This window comes from Selenomonas ruminantium subsp. lactilytica TAM6421, from assembly GCF_000284095.1.
GTDB classification, from domain to species: Bacteria; Bacillota; Negativicutes; order Selenomonadales; family Selenomonadaceae; genus Selenomonas_A; species Selenomonas_A lactilytica.
Map to the genome: position 1 here is coordinate 1,499,921 of NC_017068.1, position 21,517 is coordinate 1,521,437.

Annotated in this window: 29 protein-coding genes and 2 pseudogenes; 27 read left to right on the plus strand and 4 right to left on the minus strand. The window is 44.3% G+C overall.

Going from position 1 to position 21,517, the window contains the following annotated elements; translation table 11 throughout:
• Window positions 1-72: 72 nt before the first annotated feature.
• From SELR_RS07290 to SELR_RS07400, 24 genes are all read left to right on the plus strand, one after another.
• Window positions 73-1,743: a tetratricopeptide repeat protein gene (locus SELR_RS07290; RefSeq protein ID WP_014424572.1), complete on the plus strand. Its 1,671-nt coding sequence runs from the start codon at window positions 73-75 to the stop codon at window positions 1,741-1,743.
• 19 nt (window positions 1,744-1,762) lie between these two features.
• Window positions 1,763-2,305 (plus strand): DUF1266 domain-containing protein, encoded by a 543-nt coding sequence (locus SELR_RS07295; protein ID WP_014424573.1) that lies wholly within the window; start codon window positions 1,763-1,765, stop codon window positions 2,303-2,305.
• A 144-nt stretch (window positions 2,306-2,449) separates the two neighbouring features.
• The gene (locus SELR_RS17750; RefSeq protein ID WP_158645789.1) at window positions 2,450-3,205 is read left to right on the plus strand and encodes an Imm30 family immunity protein; all 756 of its coding nucleotides are present in this window, start codon (window positions 2,450-2,452) and stop codon (window positions 3,203-3,205) included.
• On the plus strand, window positions 3,199-3,504 hold the full coding sequence (locus SELR_RS07305) for a hypothetical protein (RefSeq protein WP_014424575.1): 306 nt from the start codon (window positions 3,199-3,201) through the stop codon (window positions 3,502-3,504). Before SELR_RS17750 ends, SELR_RS07305 begins: the two co-directional genes overlap by 7 nt.
• 17 nt (window positions 3,505-3,521) lie before the next feature.
• Window positions 3,522-3,839, plus strand: a complete 318-nt coding sequence (locus tag SELR_RS07310; RefSeq protein ID WP_014424576.1) for a DUF7957 family protein — start codon at window positions 3,522-3,524, stop codon at window positions 3,837-3,839.
• A 134-nt stretch (window positions 3,840-3,973) separates the two neighbouring features.
• Window positions 3,974-4,747 carry a hypothetical protein gene (locus tag SELR_RS07315; RefSeq protein ID WP_158645790.1) on the plus strand — a complete coding sequence of 258 codons (774 nt, stop codon included), beginning with the start codon at window positions 3,974-3,976 and terminating at the stop codon, window positions 4,745-4,747.
• Between the two features lie 2 nt (window positions 4,748-4,749).
• Window positions 4,750-5,124, plus strand: coding sequence for a hypothetical protein (locus tag SELR_RS07320; RefSeq protein WP_014424578.1), 375 nt, complete (start codon window positions 4,750-4,752; stop codon window positions 5,122-5,124).
• A 110-nt stretch (window positions 5,125-5,234) separates the two neighbouring features.
• Complete coding sequence (locus tag SELR_RS07325; protein WP_014424579.1) at window positions 5,235-5,546, plus strand: CbrC family protein; 312 nt, start codon at window positions 5,235-5,237, stop codon at window positions 5,544-5,546.
• Between the two features lie 7 nt (window positions 5,547-5,553).
• Window positions 5,554-5,886 carry a hypothetical protein gene (locus SELR_RS07330; protein WP_041914324.1) on the plus strand — a complete coding sequence of 111 codons (333 nt, stop codon included), beginning with the start codon at window positions 5,554-5,556 and terminating at the stop codon, window positions 5,884-5,886.
• Window positions 5,887-6,127: 241 nt separating this feature from the next.
• Window positions 6,128-6,502 carry a hypothetical protein gene (locus SELR_RS07335; protein WP_014424581.1) on the plus strand — a complete coding sequence of 125 codons (375 nt, stop codon included), beginning with the start codon at window positions 6,128-6,130 and terminating at the stop codon, window positions 6,500-6,502.
• Between the two features lie 38 nt (window positions 6,503-6,540).
• Window positions 6,541-6,924, plus strand: coding sequence for a hypothetical protein (locus SELR_RS07340; protein ID WP_231848132.1), 384 nt, complete (start codon window positions 6,541-6,543; stop codon window positions 6,922-6,924).
• Between the two features lie 45 nt (window positions 6,925-6,969).
• Window positions 6,970-7,257 carry a DUF1810 family protein gene (locus tag SELR_RS07345; protein ID WP_041914325.1) on the plus strand — a complete coding sequence of 96 codons (288 nt, stop codon included), beginning with the start codon at window positions 6,970-6,972 and terminating at the stop codon, window positions 7,255-7,257.
• A gap of 223 nt (window positions 7,258-7,480) precedes the next feature.
• Window positions 7,481-8,104: a hypothetical protein gene (locus SELR_RS07350; RefSeq protein WP_014424584.1), complete on the plus strand. Its 624-nt coding sequence runs from the start codon at window positions 7,481-7,483 to the stop codon at window positions 8,102-8,104.
• Window positions 8,105-8,389: 285 nt separating this feature from the next.
• On the plus strand, window positions 8,390-8,614 hold the full coding sequence (locus tag SELR_RS07355) for a hypothetical protein (protein WP_014424585.1): 225 nt from the start codon (window positions 8,390-8,392) through the stop codon (window positions 8,612-8,614).
• 146 nt (window positions 8,615-8,760) lie between these two features.
• On the plus strand, window positions 8,761-9,540 hold the full coding sequence (locus SELR_RS07360; RefSeq protein ID WP_014424586.1) for a cyclase family protein: 780 nt from the start codon (window positions 8,761-8,763) through the stop codon (window positions 9,538-9,540).
• Window positions 9,541-9,803: 263 nt separating this feature from the next.
• Window positions 9,804-10,475: a helix-turn-helix domain-containing protein gene (locus tag SELR_RS07365; RefSeq protein WP_014423436.1), complete on the plus strand. Its 672-nt coding sequence runs from the start codon at window positions 9,804-9,806 to the stop codon at window positions 10,473-10,475.
• Window positions 10,472-11,386, plus strand: coding sequence for an IS3 family transposase (locus SELR_RS07370; RefSeq protein WP_014423437.1), 915 nt, complete (start codon window positions 10,472-10,474; stop codon window positions 11,384-11,386). The genes SELR_RS07365 and SELR_RS07370 overlap by 4 nt, the downstream gene beginning before the upstream one ends.
• A gap of 152 nt (window positions 11,387-11,538) precedes the next feature.
• On the plus strand, window positions 11,539-11,787 hold the full coding sequence (locus SELR_RS07375; protein WP_080585443.1) for a hypothetical protein: 249 nt from the start codon (window positions 11,539-11,541) through the stop codon (window positions 11,785-11,787).
• A 459-nt stretch (window positions 11,788-12,246) separates the two neighbouring features.
• Complete coding sequence (locus SELR_RS07380; protein WP_014424589.1) at window positions 12,247-13,035, plus strand: EFR1 family ferrodoxin; 789 nt, start codon at window positions 12,247-12,249, stop codon at window positions 13,033-13,035.
• A gap of 5 nt (window positions 13,036-13,040) precedes the next feature.
• Complete coding sequence (locus tag SELR_RS07385; RefSeq protein ID WP_014424590.1) at window positions 13,041-13,613, plus strand: cob(I)yrinic acid a,c-diamide adenosyltransferase; 573 nt, start codon at window positions 13,041-13,043, stop codon at window positions 13,611-13,613.
• A 116-nt stretch (window positions 13,614-13,729) separates the two neighbouring features.
• Window positions 13,730-14,314 carry a DUF2284 domain-containing protein gene (locus SELR_RS07390; protein ID WP_014424592.1) on the plus strand — a complete coding sequence of 195 codons (585 nt, stop codon included), beginning with the start codon at window positions 13,730-13,732 and terminating at the stop codon, window positions 14,312-14,314.
• A 418-nt stretch (window positions 14,315-14,732) separates the two neighbouring features.
• Window positions 14,733-15,377, plus strand: coding sequence for an anaerobic carbon-monoxide dehydrogenase catalytic subunit (locus SELR_RS07395; protein ID WP_269453572.1), 645 nt, complete (start codon window positions 14,733-14,735; stop codon window positions 15,375-15,377).
• Window positions 15,362-15,496 (plus strand): hypothetical protein, encoded by a 135-nt coding sequence (locus SELR_RS19370; protein WP_014424594.1) that lies wholly within the window; start codon window positions 15,362-15,364, stop codon window positions 15,494-15,496. The genes SELR_RS07395 and SELR_RS19370 overlap by 16 nt, the downstream gene beginning before the upstream one ends.
• A gap of 4 nt (window positions 15,497-15,500) precedes the next feature.
• Window positions 15,501-15,947, plus strand: a complete 447-nt coding sequence (locus tag SELR_RS07400) for an ABC transporter substrate-binding protein (protein ID WP_014424595.1) — start codon at window positions 15,501-15,503, stop codon at window positions 15,945-15,947.
• Window positions 15,948-15,960: 13 nt separating this feature from the next.
• Here SELR_RS07400 and SELR_RS07405 read toward each other — a convergent pair whose 3' ends face one another.
• Window positions 15,961-16,206, minus strand: a complete 246-nt coding sequence (locus tag SELR_RS07405; RefSeq protein ID WP_158645791.1) for a hypothetical protein — start codon at window positions 16,204-16,206, stop codon at window positions 15,961-15,963.
• 65 nt (window positions 16,207-16,271) lie between these two features.
• Window positions 16,272-16,652 carry a helix-turn-helix domain-containing protein gene (locus tag SELR_RS17755; protein ID WP_014424597.1) on the minus strand — a complete coding sequence of 127 codons (381 nt, stop codon included), beginning with the start codon at window positions 16,650-16,652 and terminating at the stop codon, window positions 16,272-16,274.
• 253 nt (window positions 16,653-16,905) lie between these two features.
• Here SELR_RS17755 and SELR_RS07415 point away from each other — a divergent pair, with 253 nt between their 5' ends.
• The 3 genes and pseudogenes from SELR_RS07415 to SELR_RS19515 form a co-directional block, all read left to right on the plus strand.
• Window positions 16,906-17,184, plus strand: a complete 279-nt coding sequence (locus SELR_RS07415) for a helix-turn-helix domain-containing protein (protein WP_014424598.1) — start codon at window positions 16,906-16,908, stop codon at window positions 17,182-17,184.
• 52 nt (window positions 17,185-17,236) lie between these two features.
• Window positions 17,237-17,641 (plus strand): annotated as a pseudogene (locus SELR_RS19510) (flagellin); the annotation flags it as partial.
• Window positions 17,642-19,078: 1,437 nt separating this feature from the next.
• Window positions 19,079-19,330: pseudogene (locus tag SELR_RS19515) on the plus strand (flagellin); the annotation flags it as partial.
• Between the two features lie 266 nt (window positions 19,331-19,596).
• Here the strand turns inward: SELR_RS19515 and SELR_RS07425 are convergent.
• Together SELR_RS07425 and SELR_RS07430 are read right to left on the minus strand one after the other, a co-directional pair.
• On the minus strand, window positions 19,597-19,803 hold the full coding sequence (locus SELR_RS07425) for a DUF1902 domain-containing protein (RefSeq protein WP_014424600.1): 207 nt from the start codon (window positions 19,801-19,803) through the stop codon (window positions 19,597-19,599).
• Window positions 19,804-20,090: 287 nt separating this feature from the next.
• Window positions 20,091-21,191 (minus strand): hypothetical protein, encoded by a 1,101-nt coding sequence (locus SELR_RS07430; RefSeq protein WP_041914329.1) that lies wholly within the window; start codon window positions 21,189-21,191, stop codon window positions 20,091-20,093.
• Window positions 21,192-21,517: the final 326 nt, after the last annotated feature.

Sequence of the window (21,517 nt, forward strand, 5' to 3'; positions counted from 1 at the left end):
TGAAACTTATAAGTTCATAAAACAGTATGTAAAGTTCAATAAGCGTGATTGGTGAGCTGGAAAGGAAAGCCAATGGAATATAAATTTCAGCCTATGGTGCAGGAAGCCATAGAATTGATTTGGAAACAGGATGACTCAAAAAATTGTGAGAAGGGCCGGACTTTGCTGCGCAGAGCAGCGGAGGACGGAGATGCGGAAGCCTGGGCATTACTGTCCTTGACTTATTTAGGAGAGCCATGGGTAGGGAAGACCAGCAACTTTGAGAATAACATAGCAGAAGCCGAACGCTGCCTGAAAAAGAGCTTGTCAGAAGGCAGTCCTGTTGGTTTGCTGGCGATTCTGGCCAGACGTAGCCTCTACCCTACGGAGGAAATGGATTTTTGGGATTATTGGGACGATGAAAGAGAGACAGCTGTTGTAGAAATGGAAGAATATACCGAAGGCGATGGCAATGGTGAAGACCTGGCAGCATATCTATTTGGGATGGCTTATCTGCGGGGCGGTATTGACATACTGACAGGTAAAAGGCTGGATAAAGGACAGCGGCAGCAGCTGGCGAAGCCTTTTCTGGAACATGCCCGGACTCAGGGTATAAGGTTGAATTACAATCCGGAGGAGATGTCAAAGCCCGACGATTCGGATGCTGACTGGAGGTTAAAGCTTTGGCTGCAGAATGGTTTGGTTATTACCTTTGACCGCTATGATACAGAAGAATTCCAGGCAGCATTGGAAATAATGGAAGACACCTATAAAGTCATAGAGCTATATCATGATAAGGATTATCTCTCTGTTCGTCAGACAGAAGACAATTATGAACTCCACGCTATGCTGAACGGCAAAGGTGCCTTGCGCAGGGAAGATTCAAGGGAACAGGTTTTATCCCTTCTGCAGGCGTGGCTTGGGGGAAAGACAGATCTTTCAGCAGAGGAATGGCAGAATGATGTCCAAGCAGTACGATATGTAAAGTGGCAGTGGTATCTGGACAAGGCGGAAGTTTGCAAAAATCGTGATGGCCTAGATGAAATGGTAACGGCACTTAAACAGGCTGCCAATATGGACTGTGGAAAGGCTATGGTTCGCTTGGGGTGTTATCATCAGGAAAAAGGGGAAAAGGATGTCGCCAGGCAGTGGTTTTTGCAGGCCGTAAAAACGGAAGAGCATGATGATGTAAAAGAAGCCTGTTATTATCTGGGCTGCTTGGAAGAGGGCCAGCTGGCTGTGCAGTATCTTGAAAAAGCCGCCAAGATGGGAGCAGCTTCTGCCTGGGCAAAGCTCGGAAATTGTTATCGTAACGGGCTGGGTACTCTCATGGACAGCGAAAAGGCCATGATCTGTTACAAAAAAGGTGCAGACCTTGGGGACTATGAGGCTTTGTATGTTATGGCGTGCAGCTGCCGGAGCGAAGATGGAACGTGGCAGGATATACCGAAAGCAATATCCTGCTTGCGAAAGGTATTATCCGAGGAAAACGATTGGCAAAATGAGGCACGTCTCTTGTTGGCTCAAGTATTTATGGCCCAGAATCCCGGGAAAAATGCCGACCGGATAGGACGCTTGCTGGCAGAAACAAAATACGATAAATACTTACCTGGCTGGCTTGAACTGGCCCATTACTATAAAGCGCAGGGCAGAATCTATCAGTATGGCCAGGAGATGGATGCCCTAATCAAGGCAGGCTATGAACCGGCCATAAAAGAAAAGGAAGATATGTATCGTGGCAGTGAATGGAGTAAATTGTTCTGAGGGGGATGGGATAGAAATTATGGAAGTGCAAATACAGCAGGAAATCTGTCCGCCACCGGATAGTCTTACTTTTGCTGATGTGGATTCTAAACTGCTAAGGTGGATAGAGGCAGAACAAGCTATAGTCAAGGTCGTCAATGGATGGGACTGCCATAAAGATGATGTACAGAAGCAGAGAAAGGGGAGATGTTATCTGCTGGAAAAGCATGAGGCAGGTTCACGGCCTCAGCTGATAGACCAGATTATGAGTTTGGGAAGTTTGTCTCCTAACTCAGTTTGGGATATGTCAAAGGCCATCGAACTGGCAACCATCGGATATTTAGCGGGCTACCTGACTTTGCGGGAAGCGTTGAATGTTTCGGTTACTGCTGGCCAGCGTATACAGAAATGTACCAGCAGCTGGGAAAACATGGGAATGGCCTATCTTCGTTATCTGAAAACCTTTGAAGGCAACTTCGAAAGGCTGAGAGCCAGCGAGGCAGCCTTTGAACAATTAAGGAACTCCTCGGATTCCCCTTATAAAGCGGTGCCGTTTGAAATGGAACTAAAAAAAACCTGGTAAATAGGACTGTTCGTAGGAGATATTTCTTGTGAGATTTTACCAGAGGAATGGCCCGAGTACAAAAGAGTAATATTTATACCATGTTTAGATGCTGCAGGAGAGGAAAAACAGAAATTGACCACTTTACTAAAAAAGGAATTGGATATGAATATCGAAAAGAACGAGGAAATATTAAAGAATACATGCAAATTAAGAAATGAGTATGAAGTAGCGTTGTTTGAAAAAGCCATTGAGGAGATTTGTTCCACACAAAGAGCAGAGTATGTACTTAATTTATGTTCAGGCTTTGATGACGATACGGAAGATGAAGAGGTCATGTTTGGTCTCGTCCATGCCGTGGAGAAGCTCGGAGGGGAAGATGGCCTGTATTGGACAGCTATGGGGCTAGAGAGAATGTGGAGAAATAAAGAGTGGTGTAAGATACTGCTCTATAGGATACTTAACTCTGATGAGGATAGAATAAAATATCCGGAAGTGATAAACAGGCTTCCTTGGCGGGAAAGAGACCGGAATATATCCTTATTAGCGGATATTCTCCATGAAGATAAAGAAATGTTTGCCGACAAGATAGATGAGGTTTTAAAAGATTGTTCTGTGGTATATCAGATAAACAAGTACCCAAATGGTGAGATAATGGTTATTTATGACCGAAATGGAGCTGTATGGAATGGTAAACTGGATACGATATATGAGTCAGATAATGGGCTGAATGATGGTGAAAACGGGTATGAAGAATATCATGCCTGTTTGTTTAAGGTTATAGATGTTATAAAACCTGGTAAAAACAGCATAAAGGTAAATGACTGGGTAGAAATAAGTCGTCTTAATCCGCCTGAGCAGATTTTTGATTCAAAAGGCCTGCAAATATGGGGACAGTCAAGGGAGGATAGACAGTGCTAGACCTAGAAAAGCGTGAAATGATCCTCCAAGAAATTGAAGCCGTTATAAAAGATATGGAAAACAGGTATTCATTTATAGAATTGGAAGGCGGTATTCTTAATCTGATATATGTGAGATACAAAAAGGCCTATAAAATAATAAAAGAGCATAAAGAAGATGATTCGGTAATTTATATAAGAGGGGGAATTCGTGCGTATTTGGATTCATATAGTGACTGGGATAACCCGTTGTTGGGTAAAATGGGAGATGGTGAGAAATTATATGATAAATACATTATGAAGCATCCTAAAACAAAATGATTATGCAGGTAACAATTATGGCGAATAATGAATATAAACATTTAATTAGCAATTACGATGTACGGAGTACTGTAAAGTATAAAGGGAATAAGATAATCTTATTAAAACCGATTTCTATGCAAGAGCCAGTTGATAACGTGTTTTGTTTAGATGCTGACAATAATATGATTTGGCAGGTGGCGGATTTGAGGGAGAAATATCCTCATGATAGGAAAATGCCGTATGAAAATATGTTTTATCATGATGGTATTTTAACAGTATCTACGTTTATAGGCATGGGGTACGATATTAATCCTGATGATGGTATGATTCTCAAATCACATATTGTGAAATGAGTAAATCTATAATAGTTGTGTTGGTAGATTGTATTATACCTATTTGATGTTATATGAAATACTTAGATAAGAAACTAATAGAAACTTTGGATTCATATTCTTACGATGAGGATATCGTAAAATGGGTTACAAGGTTGGAAGATGAATTTGATGTAAATGATTTGCTGGCTTTAAGTGATGCTGTATGCCAAGCAGGAGCATGTAAGGAACTGGCATTTGCGGTCCTCCCCTTTATGTTACGCTTAAGCGAAGATGTTTCAGAGAAAAATAAGCTACATTTATTCGTAGAGTCTGCAATGATTTACGCATACAGCTATGAAATCGAGGATAAAATCCCAGATAATTTAATGTGTTGTTTAAAAGAGACAGTAAGTAAGTATAGAAATAAGATTTTGGAATATTATTTAGCAAATACCTTTGAATTGACAGATGAATACTATCTGGTAGCCGCAATCATGACATTTTATAATCAAAAATGGGGCGCTTCTATACTATATGGGAATTTGTTTCCCTATGAAAGTGAGATAGAATTGGATTGTTGTTGCCCTAATTTACATGATATTGTCCTGTATGTTAATGATGACGGCATCTGTTGTCTTGGTGAGCAGCCAGCAACTAACAGATCGGCTAGTAATGTGATGGAATTAAGTCCAAAAGAGGATAAGTCAAATATCCAAGAATTGTTGGACGTGATTAACAAAGTACTTGCTGATAAAGGCCTGCATACATTAAAACAGTTCGAGGAAATAAGTGAATCAGAAGCCGGTGTAGTGTTTATTGTAATGGGAACTATGTTGATGTATGCAGGATATAACGAGCAGGCAAAAAGGTATTATTATATGTTGAATAGCATTGAATGCCCTGTCTGTCATCAGAAATTTATCCCTGCAGAACAATGGGGGCGTTGAAAATGAATGTTCATGACAGTATGGTGGTGAGGTATAGTGCTGATTTGGAAAATGAAACCTTTGCTATGTACCTGAAACCTGATACGGAAGAAGGGGTTAAAGAAGTAAATTTTGAAGGTGTGTTAGCTCATTGGTTTGAGTATGTTGTTTCATGGAATGTTTTAGATGATATTGAAGAACTTGATATTAAAACATTTATATCATATTTTAAGAAAGTTCTATTAGAGGGGAAAAGTGATGGCTGGCCTCTGTTTTTTGAAACTTTAGAGGATTTAGAAGAGCAGTTGCTCAATAAAGGATATAAAACGTATTATATTTCTGGATGTTGTGGGATTACTGGTTTTGTTATTGCGGAACAAGTCAGTGTAAAAGTATAAAAACGAATAATTGCTTAAAAGAATGTATTATGGATATATATAAAAGGCATAATATAATTAGAAAAGTGGTCATTTGCTGGTTAGTTAGGAAATGCTAAGGAGGGAAGAATGTGAAAGAAAGCACCTTTCGATATTACCCCAATATTTATGCAGATGAGGCGCTGGTTCATGCAGACGGTGTATGTCAGTGTTGTGGCAAGAAGGTGCATGAATATACCGAATTTATGTACACTGAGGAGAATGTTGACTGTATTTGCCTTCCATGTATTCGTGATGGAAGTGCAGTCGTAAAATTTCAAGGGGAGTTTATTGCTGCAGCAGATTGGGTCAGCTATCCGGCAAAGAGAGAAGAGCTCTTTCGCAGAACGCCGGGCTACATATCCATTCAGAATGTGGTTAATATTATTATGAGAGAAGGCTAATGATTTTATGGAAGATGCATGGAATAAAGCTGTAAATTGGCTTGGAGATAAAAAGTGGAGAGGTTACTGTTTTGGATTTATGTTTTCTTATATAGTACAGGTTTTTACAATGGTGTTTAGGCGGGGAGATACATCTTGGCATGCTTTTGATCCGCTTAGATTGTTAAACTTTGTTATGGCTTATGTTATAGGGGTAACATTATATGGTGCAGTTCATAAATACGATATAGAATATATGAAAAATAGAATGATGAATGTGTTTATAGCTTTGGGGATAATCATCTTCCTTGCTGTTGTTATAGATTTAAATTGTCATTTAGATGTGCTTAGGTGGCTATAATTGCTAATGAGTTAAATCCCATAATAAATTCTAATGAGAATTTAAAAAACGTATGTTATCATAACCTCGTTACTTATTATTATAGCTGAAGAGGGAGGTTTATGTTATGGAATTAAGTGAACTGTGCTTCGAAGATAGAATAGCAGCTTCTAATAGAATGTAATTTGATTTTTGTAGCATTTGACCTTAGAGATGGAAGATACATCGAATACTTCTAAGAATAGTTGAGGGGGAATAATGTGTGATTATAAGCATAGATCGTGATGGTGTCTGCATGGGTGATGATGCCATGGATCATTGGAGGGATGTTGTTCTGGAAGATAACGCAACAGCCCGTGATTTACTGAATAAGTTGCTGGAAATTGACTATCTGCCGAATCTTACCGATGCCATTTGGTATACATGGAGCTCTGATGCCCGCTGCCTTATAGCATGGTCTTGCAAGAAGAAAAAAGTCATAGCTGAGGTGCGAGATAAACTACTTGAAAAAGATAATAGCAAGTCAGGGTATTACTTCGTTCATCTTTGGAAACAGGATTTGCAGCTCATCAAGGAATATATAAAAGAAACACCTGGCATTTGGTATGACAAAGATTACTTTGGTGGTCGCTTATAAGTGGTGGTCGATGAATGGGAGAGTAGCAATTGGAAGAAATGTTAGCTATAAAACTGAAACCACGAAATGGTGGAGATATTATCATTGATAAAGATGATGTGGAAAGTATATACTTCGGGGATGTGGTAGAATGCATCTTGTTTAAGAATAATGAACTTACCCGCTGTAAAAAGGCTAAACAAGCAGTGATTCATTTGAAAAAAAGTGCGGATAAGTATGGTGGTGGAAAAATAAGTGTATTTGAGAGACTTTGTAGTGAAAGAAATTTGTATATCGTAGAATTGTTGCATGATGAAATAATTGAAGAAATTCTGTTGCCATATAAGCGCATAAATGGTATAGAAACTAATATACTTGAAAAGCATGAGTTTGATAATGGACTGAAAATTAAATTCAGTGAAAAGTTTGGAACGGAGAGGTAAATATTCTGGGGCTTGTGGTGGGCTGGCTGGCCCAGAAGCTTTGCAATGTGTCCCTGCGTCGTAAAGAAGCATGAAACTGCCCTGGCTGAAATGAAAAATGGCAGGAAGAAGTCCCATTGGATTTGGTATATCTTCCCGCAACTGGCCGACCTGGGGTATAAGGAAGTCATCACATGGAATTACACTAAATTCCAGACGGATATGTGGCGCTACCAGACCAAGACCATGGATCAGAGCCATGATACGGTAGTGTCGCCCGGAGATAAAGTTTTTTCATATGGTATGAACCGGTTGGGGTGGCCATATGAAGTGAGGGAATTCTGGGTTGATTAAGCTCAGGAAGAAATCAATTAATCGATTTAGCAGTAGCTTTTAATAAAAAGCTACTAGAATTATAATGAAAATTTAATTGAGAAGGTTTATTATTTAACATGTTGTATTGTGTCAAGAATAAAGCAACAACATGTTTATTTGCCGATGGGGGCACCATGCCATGGGGATTTAACCATGGTATGGTGCTTTTTTGCGTGCATGAATCAGTTGGGAGGACGGAGCATTGAAAGGTAAATTTGAGAGCGTGGGAAGGTTATTATCTGTTGTACTACTGATAACTGGAATTATGGGGATGGCCGGTTGTGGCAGACACTCAGATGTAGATGAAAGTCATCTCTTAAGCAAAAAGGCAGAGGCAGGAGACGGATATGAGTGGCGTACTGTGGAGTACGCCCAAACAGATGGGAAAAAGATGAAGGTAGAACTGCCCTTTGAATTGGAAAAAGATAACACTGAGGAAAGCGTTGGTGGCTGGAGAGAGGATTCTTACAGCCATTATGATGATGAGAAATTCTTCTCTGTAGAAATGGTTCATGTCAGTGGCTTGAGGCCGGGGCGTGTATTTGATATGGAAGGGTTCCTCAAAGTAAGTTTTGTTGATCCAGAAGGACTTAAGGTCACGGTGAAGGACAGGGGAACAAAGACGGTCAATGGACTTAAAATGACTTATCTGGATGTGCAGTTGCTGGATGAAGAGAATGGCAGTCAGCGTCCAGCCAGACTGTTGAACCTTGGCTTTTTCGGTGGCGAAGGCGAATTCTGGGCTATTTCATACTTTGCATATGAAGATGACAAGCTCGGGCAGAAGATGATAGAAAGATCCATTGAGTCAATAAAAGTTGAATAAATTCAAGCTAAAAGAGGATAAGATTGAAAATTGTGGCTCAAGAAAGGGTATAACATGAAAGAAGGGGAGAGTTAAATGTTTGATTTTTCATGGGTGAAAGAGTGTTCATGTTCTATATAAAAAGGTTGGCTCTGAATGGATGGCATCAAATAGAGGATTTTGGAGGGGATGGTATTGCTTTTTGATAATCAGCATAAGCTGGTAGAGGAATATTCGGAAGTCGTGTAGAAAATATGCAGAAAGCTGATGGAGCGATGTTAATTATTAACATGGGAGGGTGCTGCTATGGCTAAATACTACGATGGCTGTCCTCGGTGTGGCAGAAGAGATTTTGGTGAGATACTGCACTGTAAGAGGTGTAATACGGATTTCTGCACGAAATGCCAGGGAAAGCGGAAACTGGCTGGTGGCACGGAATATGCGTGCTGCCCACGTTGTGGTGCAGAAATAGACGATGATGATACGGTGGTCGTTGTTACCACAGAGAAGGAAAACGCCAAGAATAGGTAAAATGTAACTTTGTGTTCTGAGAGTGTATATATGATACTAAAGTATAGAAAACAAAACTGTTTTTGATAATATGTGTTGACATTATCTGCGTAATGTATTATATTACCTATCAAATGAATATGTAGTAAGCTATGGAGGTGCATCCTATGAGTCATCAGTTATGGAATATTATCAATGAGCTGCAGTCAGAGAAATATGAATGGGTAGATCTAAGCCATTCTTTGAACAATGACAGTCCTTACTGGGCAGGTATACCTGAGGGATCCGTGGAACTGTCCAAGACTGTATTTGACTGGGGAAATCCTATGCTTGAATGCCTGATTCAGACATTCAAGTTCCCGGGACAGTTCGGCACGCATATTGATTTTCCTGGTCATTTCGTCAAGGATGCGCCTCTCTCAGAAAAATTTGATGTCTGGCATATGCTGTATCCGTTAGTTGTAATCGACATCAGCGATAAGGTGCGCGAGGATGTGCATTACGCTGTTACGGTGGAGGATATCAAGGCCTTTGAGGCAAAATATGGAGATATACCTGATGGGGCCTTTGTGGCGCTGAATGCCGGCTGGTCAAAGAACTGGCCTGACATGGATAAATTGTCAGGGATCGATGAGGATGGCAATGAAAATGCCCCGGGCTGGTCACTGGATGCGCTGAAGTATATCTATGAGGTGCGCAATGCGGCGGCCAATGGCCATGAAACTTTGGATACGGATGCCAGCGCAGTAGCTGCCGCCGCTGGCGACCTGGCCTGCGAACGCTATGTGCTCAGTAAGGGTAAGCTGCAGATAGAAGTATTGAATAATCTGGATAAAGTAGCACCGGTGGGGGCGTTGCTGTTCGCCGCCTGGCCTAATATTGAACAGGCTACGGGGTTACCTGTCCGCGTACTGGCTATTACGCCGAAGAGAAAACAGTATATCTAAATGCTATTGCATTATTGAGCCGGATTGGTTATTGGTATATCAGGTCATAGAGGAACGTTTGGTGTTAGCCATGATAAAGAAATAGGCTTGTGGCAAAGAACAAGAGAGGCTGTGAAAAAGATTCTGCCCTGGTTGAGGGAAACCTTCTTTTTCACAGCCTCTCTCTACATAGAAAAAGACATTGGTACTTGCAGTGTCTGATATGCTCCCTATTAGGTAGACAGAAGAAATAATAAAACTGTCTGCTTGATAGGGAGCATTTTATGTACAAGAAGAGATTATCACCCGAAGAGAAAATCCACTTCATTGAAAAGTATAAACGTGGAGAGGGCAGTTATGCCTCCATAGCCGCGGATGCAGGCGTTGACAGCAGATCCTTCAGGCAATGGGTTCGTAACTATGATGCTTGCGGCCCGGATGTATTCTTCAAACGACATCATCAGCGCTATTCTGTTGAATTTAAGGAAACTGCTATCCACGATTATCTTTCTGGCGTGGATTCACAAGATGCTATATGCCGAAAATACGGACTTCGTTCGCGGAGACAGCTACAAGACTGGATTATGAAGTATAATAGTCACGAGGAACTTAAACCATCCGGTACAGGAGGGAGCACCATCGTGACTAAAGGCAGAAAAACTACATTTGATGAACGGGTATCCATTGTAGAGGATTGCATTGCAAATGGCCGTGATTATGCTTTGACGGCGGAGAAATTCGATGTTTCTTACCAGCAGGTCTATACCTGGGTCAGGAAATATGACCAAAAGGGAATCGAAGGCCTCAAGGACGGCAGAGGCCGCAGGAAGCCTGAGTCTGAGATGAACGAGCTGGAACGGCTCAGATATGAAAACCGCATGCAGAAGGCTCAGTTGCTACAAAAGCAGATGGAGATAGATTTTCTAAAAAAACTCGAGGAATTGGAAAGGCGGTGATACTAGACAGAACTCGTAATACGGCTGCCTACCGGGCGATACTGGAGCTCAGCAGTATCTGTAAGGATTATCCAGTCAAGGCGTTATGCAGGTTGGGCCGTGTAACCAGGGCTGCGTATTACAAATGGCTTCACAGGAAGCTGGGACAAAACGAAGAAACGAACCAGAAGCTTGCTGCCCTGGCAGAATCAATCCATAAGGAGCATCCAGATATGGGCTACCGAAGGATTCGAGATAAGATTGAGCATGACCATGGCCTGCATGCTAATGACAAGCGTATCCTGCGTATATGCCGCAAGAAGAGACTGCGCTCCGTAATAAAAGGACGTCACAACTGTTGCACCAGGCCTGCTGTTGATCCATACTATACAGCAGAGAATGTGCTCAACAGGGATTTCCATGCAGATAAATACAACCAGAAATGGGTTACGGATGTGACCGAATTCAAGTACTTTCCTGAATACGGAACCGTTAAAAAGGTATATCTGAGTGCCATCCTTGACCTCTGTGATCGCCGGCCTGTTGCCTATGTTATTGGTGACAGCAACAATAACCAGTTGGTATTCCAAACCTTTGACAAAGCTCTTGAAGCCAATCCAGGGGCACATCCCTTGTTTCATAGTGACCGTGGCTTTCAGTACACCAATAAGTTGTTCCGCGCCAAAATTGAACAGGCCGGTATGACACAAAGCATGTCCCGTGTAGCACATTGCCTAGACAATGGCCCCATGGAAGGCTTCTGGGGTATCTTGAAGCGCGAGATGTACTACAGGCGCAGATTTACTTCCCGGCAAGAGTTGGTTGAGTCAATTGAGGAATATATAAGATATTACACTTATGACAGACCACAGCGTCATTTAGGCATACGAACCCCAAGTGAGTACCACGAAAAACTGGTTGGAGCTGCATGAAAAAAGCTGCTCGCATTAGTTGCGAGCAGCAATGAATATTTTTATTTTTTTACCTGTCCACTTGACGGGGAGCACACCAGTCTCCTGTTGTATGGTATGCTGTTGAAACTGTCAGCATAAATGCGGCAGATGACTTAGATGATGTGGAGGATATGGGGTTGTTGAGATTTGAAGGTGAGGAATATCCCACGAGATTGATTGCGTTTGATATGCCTGAAATCAGCGGAAAGCACTTGATTTCAGTAGACAGCCTGGACGTTGCTCTTATGACTAAAGACGGCTGTTATGTCTCGGAGGAAGCGCGGGCCATTGATGAAAAGATTTTCGTCTATGTTCCGGACAAGATGATTGATGCTGAGGAGAATACTCTCATACAGTATGTGAAGGATATGGTTGCATAAGGTGCAATTAGGTTTAAACTGCGTCGATGTTAATTATTAACATCCAGTAAAGGGATGGCTATGATAACATAGTCATAAGTATGAGTAACAATATGACGCATAAAAGTCAAAAAGTCAAATAACGAAGCCTATGACATTGCCTATGTAGTTATGGAAAAAAATCCCTGGTAGCGGTATAATTGTCATTAATGAAGAATGGAAGCGCTAAGGAGGGTGACTGTGGTTGATTTGCATGTGCATACAAATGCCTCTGAGTGAGATAGATGAAGAAGCACGCATGGATTTACTGGATCGTGCCAATGGTGATTGGAAGGCTCGCTTAGGGAAAATGCTGGTTTCCATACTATCCTTGCGGAGCTAAGCAGACGGCAAAACCTGAGGCGCCCCCAAAAATAAGATTGTAATGATAAAGAAGAAATCGTAAAACGGTTGTTGGCTCAATGGATATAATCACGGGAGGTGAAAAAAATAAAAACGGTAATTTACTATTACTCGGCAACGGGAAACTCATTGTATGTGACGCAGGAATTGCAGAAAGCAGTCAAAGATGTAGAGATAAGGTCGATTGTAGAAGCTATGCAGGAAGATAAACCACAGGTCAATGCAGAGTGTGTGGGCTTTGTATTTCCTATGCATTACTTCGGTCTGCCACTGCAGGTTGAGGAATTCCTGCAAAAGCTCACGATACTGGAATCTCCATATACTTTTGCCATAGCTACTTGCGGCGTTCCATATTGGGGCAGGCCGTTTGTAGATGCAGAAAAGATATTGAAGGAAAAGAATCGGCAGATACATGCTACATGGTATGTGCGGTTGGTGTCTAATTACATTCCCTGGCGGGATATCGCTGCAGACTGGCAGATAAATATCAGGGCATGGCTGGCAGAGCGGAAACTGAAAAAAATAGCTGGTGCCATTGAGAAACGAGAACATCACGAGACATGGCAGCTGCTCAGGAAGTTCTGTGCAGGCTATCACGATAAATGGAAAGGGAAACAGCAGGAAATAGATACAAACTTCCAGTGTGATAAGGCAAAGTGTACGTCCTGCGGGCTATGTGAGAGGATTTGTCCAAAGAAAAATATCCTGCGCCCTAATGGTCAGCCTGTTTGGCAGCATGATTGCGTTGAGTGTCTGGGATGTCTGCATATCTGTCCTGTTAAGGCCATAGACTATGGTGAGCAGACCAAGGGCAGGAAAAGGTATCGGCATAAGGAAATCAAAGCGGCAGAGCTAATCAGGAGGTAGGCGTGATGCTTCAAGTCTATACAGGAAATGGCAAGGGAAAGACCACAGCAGCTATAGGGCTAGCCATCCGGGCATTAGGGGCAGGCAGGAAAGTCTACATCATGCAGTTCATGAAGAGTCTGGCCTATAGCGAGCAGGAGATACTTCAGGGATTTGCGCCTGAGCTTACCTTAAGAACCAGTGGCAAGCCCTTTTTCATTGCGGAAGAAGGAACCTTAAGCAACGAATTGCGGGATAAGCTGGGAGATAATGTAGTGGTATTTCCGAAGGGAAAGCCTCCGCAGGATTATGTTGAACTTATAAAAGCCGGTTTTGATGAAGTGAAAAGAGCAGTATCTTCGGGAAATTACGGGCTGGTAATTCTGGATGAGCTCAATATGGCACTGCACTTTGGGCTGATAGGCAGGAGCGCTGTTGAGGAACTGTTGGAAAAGGTGCCGAAGCATACGGAACTGGTGCTCACCGGAAGATGTGCTCCTGACTGGCTGATTGAGCGGGCTGACCTGGTTACGGAAATGAAGGCAGTTAAGCACTACTATACGAAAGGCGTCGAGGCACGTAAGGGAATTGAATGTTGATAAATCGTAACAGCGTGCAGGTTATTTTAGTGTGGAGGGCATCATGAGCAGAATAAAAGAACTTAGAAAGATAGTTGGCGACAAACTGTGCGAAAGCAAATTGCTGGGGGGATGGCATGGACTACTCTGTGGAATACAGGAAAAATAAGATGCCAATGGAGCTCTTTCGCCAGAGATATCAGGATAAGGAAAAATACATGGCATATTGCCGTGAGTGTCCCAGATATGATGCCGTCTGGAGCTGTCCGCCATTGGTTGTGGATGCGGAAGAATATCTATCCCGGTTCGAATGGATGAATGTGGTGGGGGCTAAGATCAATCTGGAACGTCATGTGATAGAAGAGGCTGATACCGCAGATAAAATAAAAGATGTAGGATGGGGGATTGTATCTGAAGTGAAGCTGCGCATGGAAGACAAACTGCGCAAACTTGAGAAGGAACTTCCTGGAAGCATATCCCTTTCCTCTGGTGGATGCAATTTATGCAGGGAGTGCAGTCGGAAAGAAGGGCAGCCATGCAGGATGCCGGATAAGATGAGGTATTCGCTGGATGCTTTTGGTTTCGACCTTAGTGCCATTACCCAAGACATGCTGGGAATTGAAATCAAATGGTGCAGAGACAGACTGCCGGATTATTTTACCTTGGTTCATGGGATAATGACGGTAAATGAGATGCCTGAGGAAATATGGCTATCCATGTAAGCGGAGGCAGAAGTGGCTGGAAGGAGGAGGATGTGCTCTGCCTACGTACGTCTATGATTAGGAGAAATATTTTGACAACTCTCTTTTCCTATGATAGACTATTTTGTAGGAGAGCGTGATATACGTGAAGAAAAGTCCCCAAGGTTTTGTGTATTGACCTTGGGGATTTTTGTTGTCGTTGTTAAAAATAATTTTCAATTATCTATTGATTTTCATTCTCAATAGTGCTATATTATATTCAGGCTTTCGTTAAAGCTCTCCTAAAATATAATACACAGTCAAAAAGGCTACCGTACTGCTCATGCGGTGGCCTTTTTGGCGTGTGTTGTATCAGGTGTATACGATGAAGAGGGGGCTGAAGAAGATAATGGTGGCATTTAAATCCAGCGTTAAATATTAATCCTTAGCACAAATAAAACTGGAAGACGCCGGATCCGGCGGTGCGGGAGCGGATCTGATCGTGGCCCGCAATCTCCTGCGCAGCGCCGCTGCCGGCGTGGCCCAGCATGGGGCCCATGCCCGGGAAATCCTGATTTCCATGAAGGCTGTGGCGGAAGGAAGACTGCCGTTGCCCATCTTGGGGGAAAAGAAATTAAGAGCGGTTTGCCAGGCCTTTGGCATCGGGACTCGGGGACAGAGCTCGGCAAGGCTTCTGGGCAAGCTGGCGGACGTTTTACTGGCGGACTTATCAAGAGCCCTGCCGGAGGATTACAAGACCATTCGGGCCCTGGCGCCTAAGGAGCGGCAGGAGGTCTGGGACAAGCTGGACATCGTGCCCATCAGCGCCTATCAGGAGGTCTTTGATGCCTACCATCGTACGGGGGTGGGGACGGACGGAGATTACCGCAGCATCCTGAAGGCCTTCCTGCGCTGTGGTCTGGCCTTCTGCTTCACAGGGGTGGTGGCCTCCAATATCGGCACGGATGTGCTCTTTTATGCCTATGACTATCGCCATAGTAATATCAAGGATACGGAAAAGCTGGCCCGCAAGATCGTTACCCGGGCCATCGAGAGTTTTGCAGCCCGCCGGTGCAGGGTTCGGCGGCGGTGGAAAAGTTCCTGAAGGAGGATACCAGAGAGCTTCTGGGTGCCGTGATGACGGTCAATACCAATGCCCGGGAATTGGGGGAGAAAATCGTGGCGGATATGAAACTTGCCCGACAGAAACTGGGCTGGAGGTGAATCTATGCGTAGACTTTGCTTGTTGTTCTTGCTGCTGGCGGCGGTGTTGACGGCTGGCTGCAGCAATCCTTTGGCGGACCGCAGCGCCCAGGGCAGTCAGGGGCGGACGGTGCGCATTGCGTACCTGCCCATCACCCATGCCCTGCCGCTGTTTGCTGAAAAGGAACTTTTAAGTGCGGACGATAATGTGCAGATTGAACTGGTCAAATATGGCTCCTGGCCGGAGCTCATGGACGCCCTGAATACGGGGAAGGTGGATGGTGCCTCGGTGCTCATCGAACTGGCGGTCAAGGCTCGGGAGCAGGGGATTGGCAACAACCTCCGGGCGGACTGGCTTATGGCGGCCATCCTGACCATCGGGGTGCTGGGGCTTTTGCTGGATGGCGGCGTGCGGCTGCTGGAGGGGCGGATTTACCGCCTCTGGGGAATGAAGAAAGGAACTAGCTTATGAGTTATATAACCGTTCAGGATGTAAGCCGCCATTTCCGGCGCAATGACGGCGAAGAATTTACAGCCCTCGACCATGTATCAAGACCATCATTCCCGTAGACCTCCATGGCAAACGCGACCGTACCAGCCACGACTTCCTGCAGATCCGGGACAAGGTCTTCGCGGCCTTTGCCCTGAAACAGCCGGATGCAACGGAATACTATATTTGATATGGTGAAGAAGAAAGGTGCTGTCGCATGTTTGACTACATGCAGCAGCACCACTTTTTGCCTTCCCCTCTGGGGAAGGGGGGCCGTCGAAGACGGTGGATGAGGATCGCACCTCATCAATTCCTTTTTTCTGTTTGTTGAAGTTTCTTCATAAAATCATGGGCGAAGTCGAGAACCAGGGCGCGGGTTTCAGGAGGGAAGGAAAGGAAGGTAAGCAGTAGGAGCTGTTCCCGGTCGGAGAGGGAAAGTTCTTCAGAGAGCTGCCGGACGAGGTCGGGGGTGCGGTTGATGAACATATCCCCAGTTCCGTGGCGCAGGTATTCTTCGCTTATATTAAATTCATTGACCAGCTGAGAGATAACACGCTCCGTGATGGGGCGTGTTTCTTTTTCGTATTGGCCAATGGTGGTCTGGCTTAGATTTATGCGGGCACCGAAATCCGTTTGATTGAGGTTCAAAGCCTTGCGGATATCTTTTAAGCGTTTGCCTATGCTCATCATATCCCTCCTCGTGACTACAGTATAGGTTATATGTTAGTGAAATGCAATAAAATGGGATAATGTCTTGTAATTGTAAGTGAAAGACACTATAATTATAGTTATAATGTACTAGAAATACAGAAAATCACTAATTGAAGCGTCATACGAAGGTAGAAAGCATATACTTGACGTAATACGGCGGCTATATGCGAAACAAAAGGCTGTGGAAATGCGATAATTATTATAGGCAGAATGTAAAGAGGTGGACACTGTGGGAATTCGCCGGGATATTTTTTATCGACAGATTGGCGCCAAAATCGCATATTATCGCACTTTGTACGGCATGGAGCAGAACCAGCTGGCGGAGAAGGTGCATATAAGCCAGAGCACCCTGAGCCGCATTGAGCGTGGCAAGTATGGGGAGAATATATCTATATCGTTGCTGTTGGATATTGCAGAGGGGTTGGAAATCGACCCTTCTTTGTTGACTATATTTTCCAGTTTGGAAAAGAGCATGTGGACTTATCAGGCGTATGCTGATAGCTGGTAAGGAGTAAGAAACGGCCCAGGGAGGGGCGGACAAGGAGGTAGGGGCAATGGCGATGACAGTAAAGAACAACCCAACGGCCACGTTGGTCTTGGGGGAGCTCAATAAAAATGTTTCAAAGCTGGGCAAGCAGTTGTCTAAGGTGGCAAATGGTCAGAAAATTGTGAGTGTAGGCGATGGGACTGCGGACTACAGCATTTCGGAGAGGATGCAAGCACAGATACGAAGCCTTAGGCAGGACATAGATAACACCAAAACTGGCCGTTCTATGTTGCAGGTGGCTGAGGGCGGCATACAAGGGATTGTGGATGAACTGCGGGAAATGAAGCAGCTGGCTATCAATGCGGCCAATGATAGCAATACGGATGCAGACAGAGCTACCATACAAAAAGAGTTTGATGAAAAGCTGAAACAGATAGATGATATTGTGGCGACTACTAACTATAACGGAAAACTCCTGTTGAATGGCGAATATGGGCGTTGGCATACGGCTATGGTTACTGATAATCCCAATGGTAGTAGTAATATCGTAAGTACGGGGGTAATTGAACCAAGTGGTACGCCGATTACTCTTGCCAGTGGAAATCACACCATAACCACTGCAGGTGTATATGTATTAGGGACGGGGTTTACCGGTGACATCACTATTGCTGATGGCTTATCAGGTGTCAAAATAACGCAGTCTAATTCTGCTCAGCTTACAGATGTACATATTATCGGACCCACCTCAGGAAATGCAAATTTATGGATTGAAGGACTCAATATCAAGAATACTACTGACCAATCTTGCATAAGATTTTCTGGTAGTGACAATGTACTTTCTATAAAAGGTAACAACAACATAGACTATAGCTCTTATATGGCTAGCGGCTCTGTTTCTAATGAAAAGGCAACAATAAATGTTGGAGGGGGGCTTACCATCGAGGGAACAGGCACCTTGGAAATGATAAGTACACATACATATAGTGCAATGATTGGTACAGATAATAACGAAATAAGCAATGCTGATTTAACCATCAATAGTGGTACGTATGTATTGACAGGTACTGATAGTCGTCAAAATGTTCTTAATAGTGCTCGTGCTGGAGCTGTCATTGGTTCAGGAATTTGCGGCAGTATAGGAGATATTACTATAAATGGTGGAACATTTGATATTTTTACTAGTGGTGATGCTGCTGCCATTGGTTCCTCTATGGGGGTCTCTTATATGATTAATAGCGGTCTTGCTGGAGGTGGCGATATAACGATTAGGAATGCTAATATAACTGCTGTGGCTGATGGAGGTGCCTGTATTGGAAGTGGTGTTGACAATACCATAGGTAATATTACGATTGAAGATTCAATAATCCACGCTGAGAATAAAGCATTGAATCATACGGTATTAGCGAATGGAATCCCTTGGTTGCAATACCTTATTGGTAGTGGTGCAGGCATCGGTAGTGGCTCGTATCGTTACTATTCTGATGGCGCCAATGCAGGAGATATAGTCATTAGAAATTCAGAAATATTTTCTTCTAGCAATAGAGGGGCTGGTGTAGGTAGCGGTTATAAGAGTTACGCAAAAAACATTACTATTGAGAATGTGACTGGTCAAATTACTAGTATAAAAGGGGAAGATATTGGCAAAGGCTTGGAGGGTGGGGTTGGCACAATAAATATTAGCGGCTATCCAGAGCCTACACTTCACGAAACCAGCATTAGTGGCACACCTCTTAAGATTCATACTGGTACTAAGGCCAACCAGCGTATCAACTGCTATATCGAAAACCTTGGCACCAAAGCTCTTTTCAACGTCAAAACCGATGAAGAACTGGAAAACCTTGCCAACGTCCGAACCCGTGCCTCAGCCCAACGGCTGCTGGGAAGTCTCACTGACCCCAGCGTTGAAGGCCCGCTGGACAAGGCCATCAACTACGCCCTCAACGAAATGACCCAGGTGGGCTCCTACATCAACCGCCTGGAGCAGACAGAAAATACCCTCACCGTCAATCACGAAAATACCACCAGTTCCGAGAGCACCATCCGCGATGCGGACATGGCCAAGGAAATGACGGAATACACAAAGAGCAACGTCCTCGCCCAGGCCGCCCAGTCCATGCTGGCCCAGGCCAATCAGAATAGCAGCAGCGTGCTTTCACTGTTGCAGTAAAATTGAGAAAACACCTCCATCAGATTCCCGTTATGGGCTGATGGAGGCTGCTCTGGAGTTTGAATGTTTGAGGATTTAGTGTTATCATTAACGTATAGAAAATGTTACCGCTTATCGTTGGTGCGGTATATAAATTATTCGATAAGAAAATGCTTTCGCTTGCCGATGGTGCGAACAACAAGTTATTCGGTTTGAAAATGAGCCAATGTTTTCGGGCTGGCCGACAGGCCCAGGTCCACCGTGGGCGGGGAAGTTCCCCGCCTTTTTCATTTGCTCGGCAGAAGATGTTGATTTGATTCGATAATCTCTGGGGCGGTAACACTAATTCGATTGATGAGTTCGTCCAGTGATTCTGCTTCCAGAGCTAAAGGAATATCATCACAGATGGCTACCCAGACATTAGCTGCATCGTCCCATATCAAGTTTACCGTGTATTCGGCGTGCTTGTAGTAGTTTTCGCCGTAAAATTTCACAGTTGCATGCCCCCCACCATCCTCAAGAGGACTAGCTTTGCGTCGCCGCCTACGGCGGTCCCCCGCCCCCAAGGGGGCGGACTGAAATGCTCTATAGCTCTGCCAAAATCTGGCACGGTCTCCCGTTCCCCTTGGTGGAGGACTTTTCCTCTAGCTATACTCACGAACCATAAAATATGCCATTTGGTCGTCCACAGCTGTTTGCGCAACCATACACTACTATGGGGGCGGCAAACTACTAACAGGCGGCGAGTTAATATCTCCCGCCTCATGCGACGCGGAACTAGTCACCTTGGGAAAAGGGGCTGTTGCACGTAATCAACGTGCAGCAGCTCCTTTTCGCATGCAAAAAAACAATCCCGGGGCTTGAATGCCTCGGGATTAAGTGTAGAATTTAGGTATGCACAAACTAAATTCACAGAAAGATTATACGTCTTTCGGAGGGAGTTATCAAGTATCCCTTCCTCAACGTTCTTGATATTTTCCTTGGCCACGCCTTTATTCTTGGCCACACCACCGGTGACATCACCATCTATCTGGCCACTGATATTATCCCCGCCTTCATTGATGGCATCGTCCTTGTCCGTGTCAGGGTCAGGATCGAGATCAGGATCGGGATTAGGCGTAGAGGTGGCTGTGCCTGTGGTTACGAGATATTTGAGGTTCCCGCTTTCAAAGTAGGCATGGCCTTTGCCGGTTTTGCCGTTGGCATCGGTGAAGTTCATGCCGTCCGGCCCGCCGATGGAACCCCCCACAGAGGTGCCGAAGGCATTGACCAGCGTCATGATGTCGCCGTCACTGCGGGTACCGCCGGTAGTAAAGTGGATTTTGCTGGTGTCAATGGCGGCCTTTTCAAAGGAAATATTCGTGTATTGCGTGCTGTGGTCAATTAGTGCACCGCTGGTCAGCCATTCCACATCCCCAAAGGACAGCTTGCTGGCTGCTGTGTTTACCACATTGAGCAGGACGTTTTTATAGCTGTTGTTTTGGTCGATAGCCACCTCATGGTAGGTGTTGTAATAGATGGTCACACCATTGAGGGTAGGGGGATTTTCTGTATTCTTTAAAATCAGATTGGGAGTCTCGCTGTTCAGGATGGTACTGTTCTCGGCGGAGTATTTCAAATCCAGTGTGGCAAAATCGTTTTCCTTATTGGAGGCCAATAATGTCATGGTGCCGGGGTCTTTCTGCGCGAAAAATGCTGTGGTAACACCTGTGATATCCAGCTGGCCGTAGTTTTGGAAACTGCCGCCGCTAAGCACCAGGGCTTCGGTCTGCCAGGCCATATTATCGGCCAGTTTGATGGTGGCAAAATTTTTTACTGCACTGTATGCCATACTGGCTGCCGTATTGATGCCGTCCAGTATCAGGGTATTGCCAGTGGTCACATCATAGTTATTAGAGCTACAGTAGCCACCTTGAAGATTACTGCTGACCGTGGCATTTTTCAGGGAAATGGTATTGTTGATGGCGGGGCCCGTATACTGCGATTATTTCAACTTTTATATTGACATTAAGGAAGGGGTATGTTATTGTAAAGCTATCAATAGTGGCAACGGCGCCCGGACGAGTCAGGATATTCGTCCGGGCTTTTATTTTTACCACCCTTGGATAGCCGCTACTGATACATATATATGGCAGGACAATGGCGTCCTGGATCATGGCTTTGTCTGTGGTTCAGGGCGTTTTTGCTTTGCCTGCCGCATGATTTGGG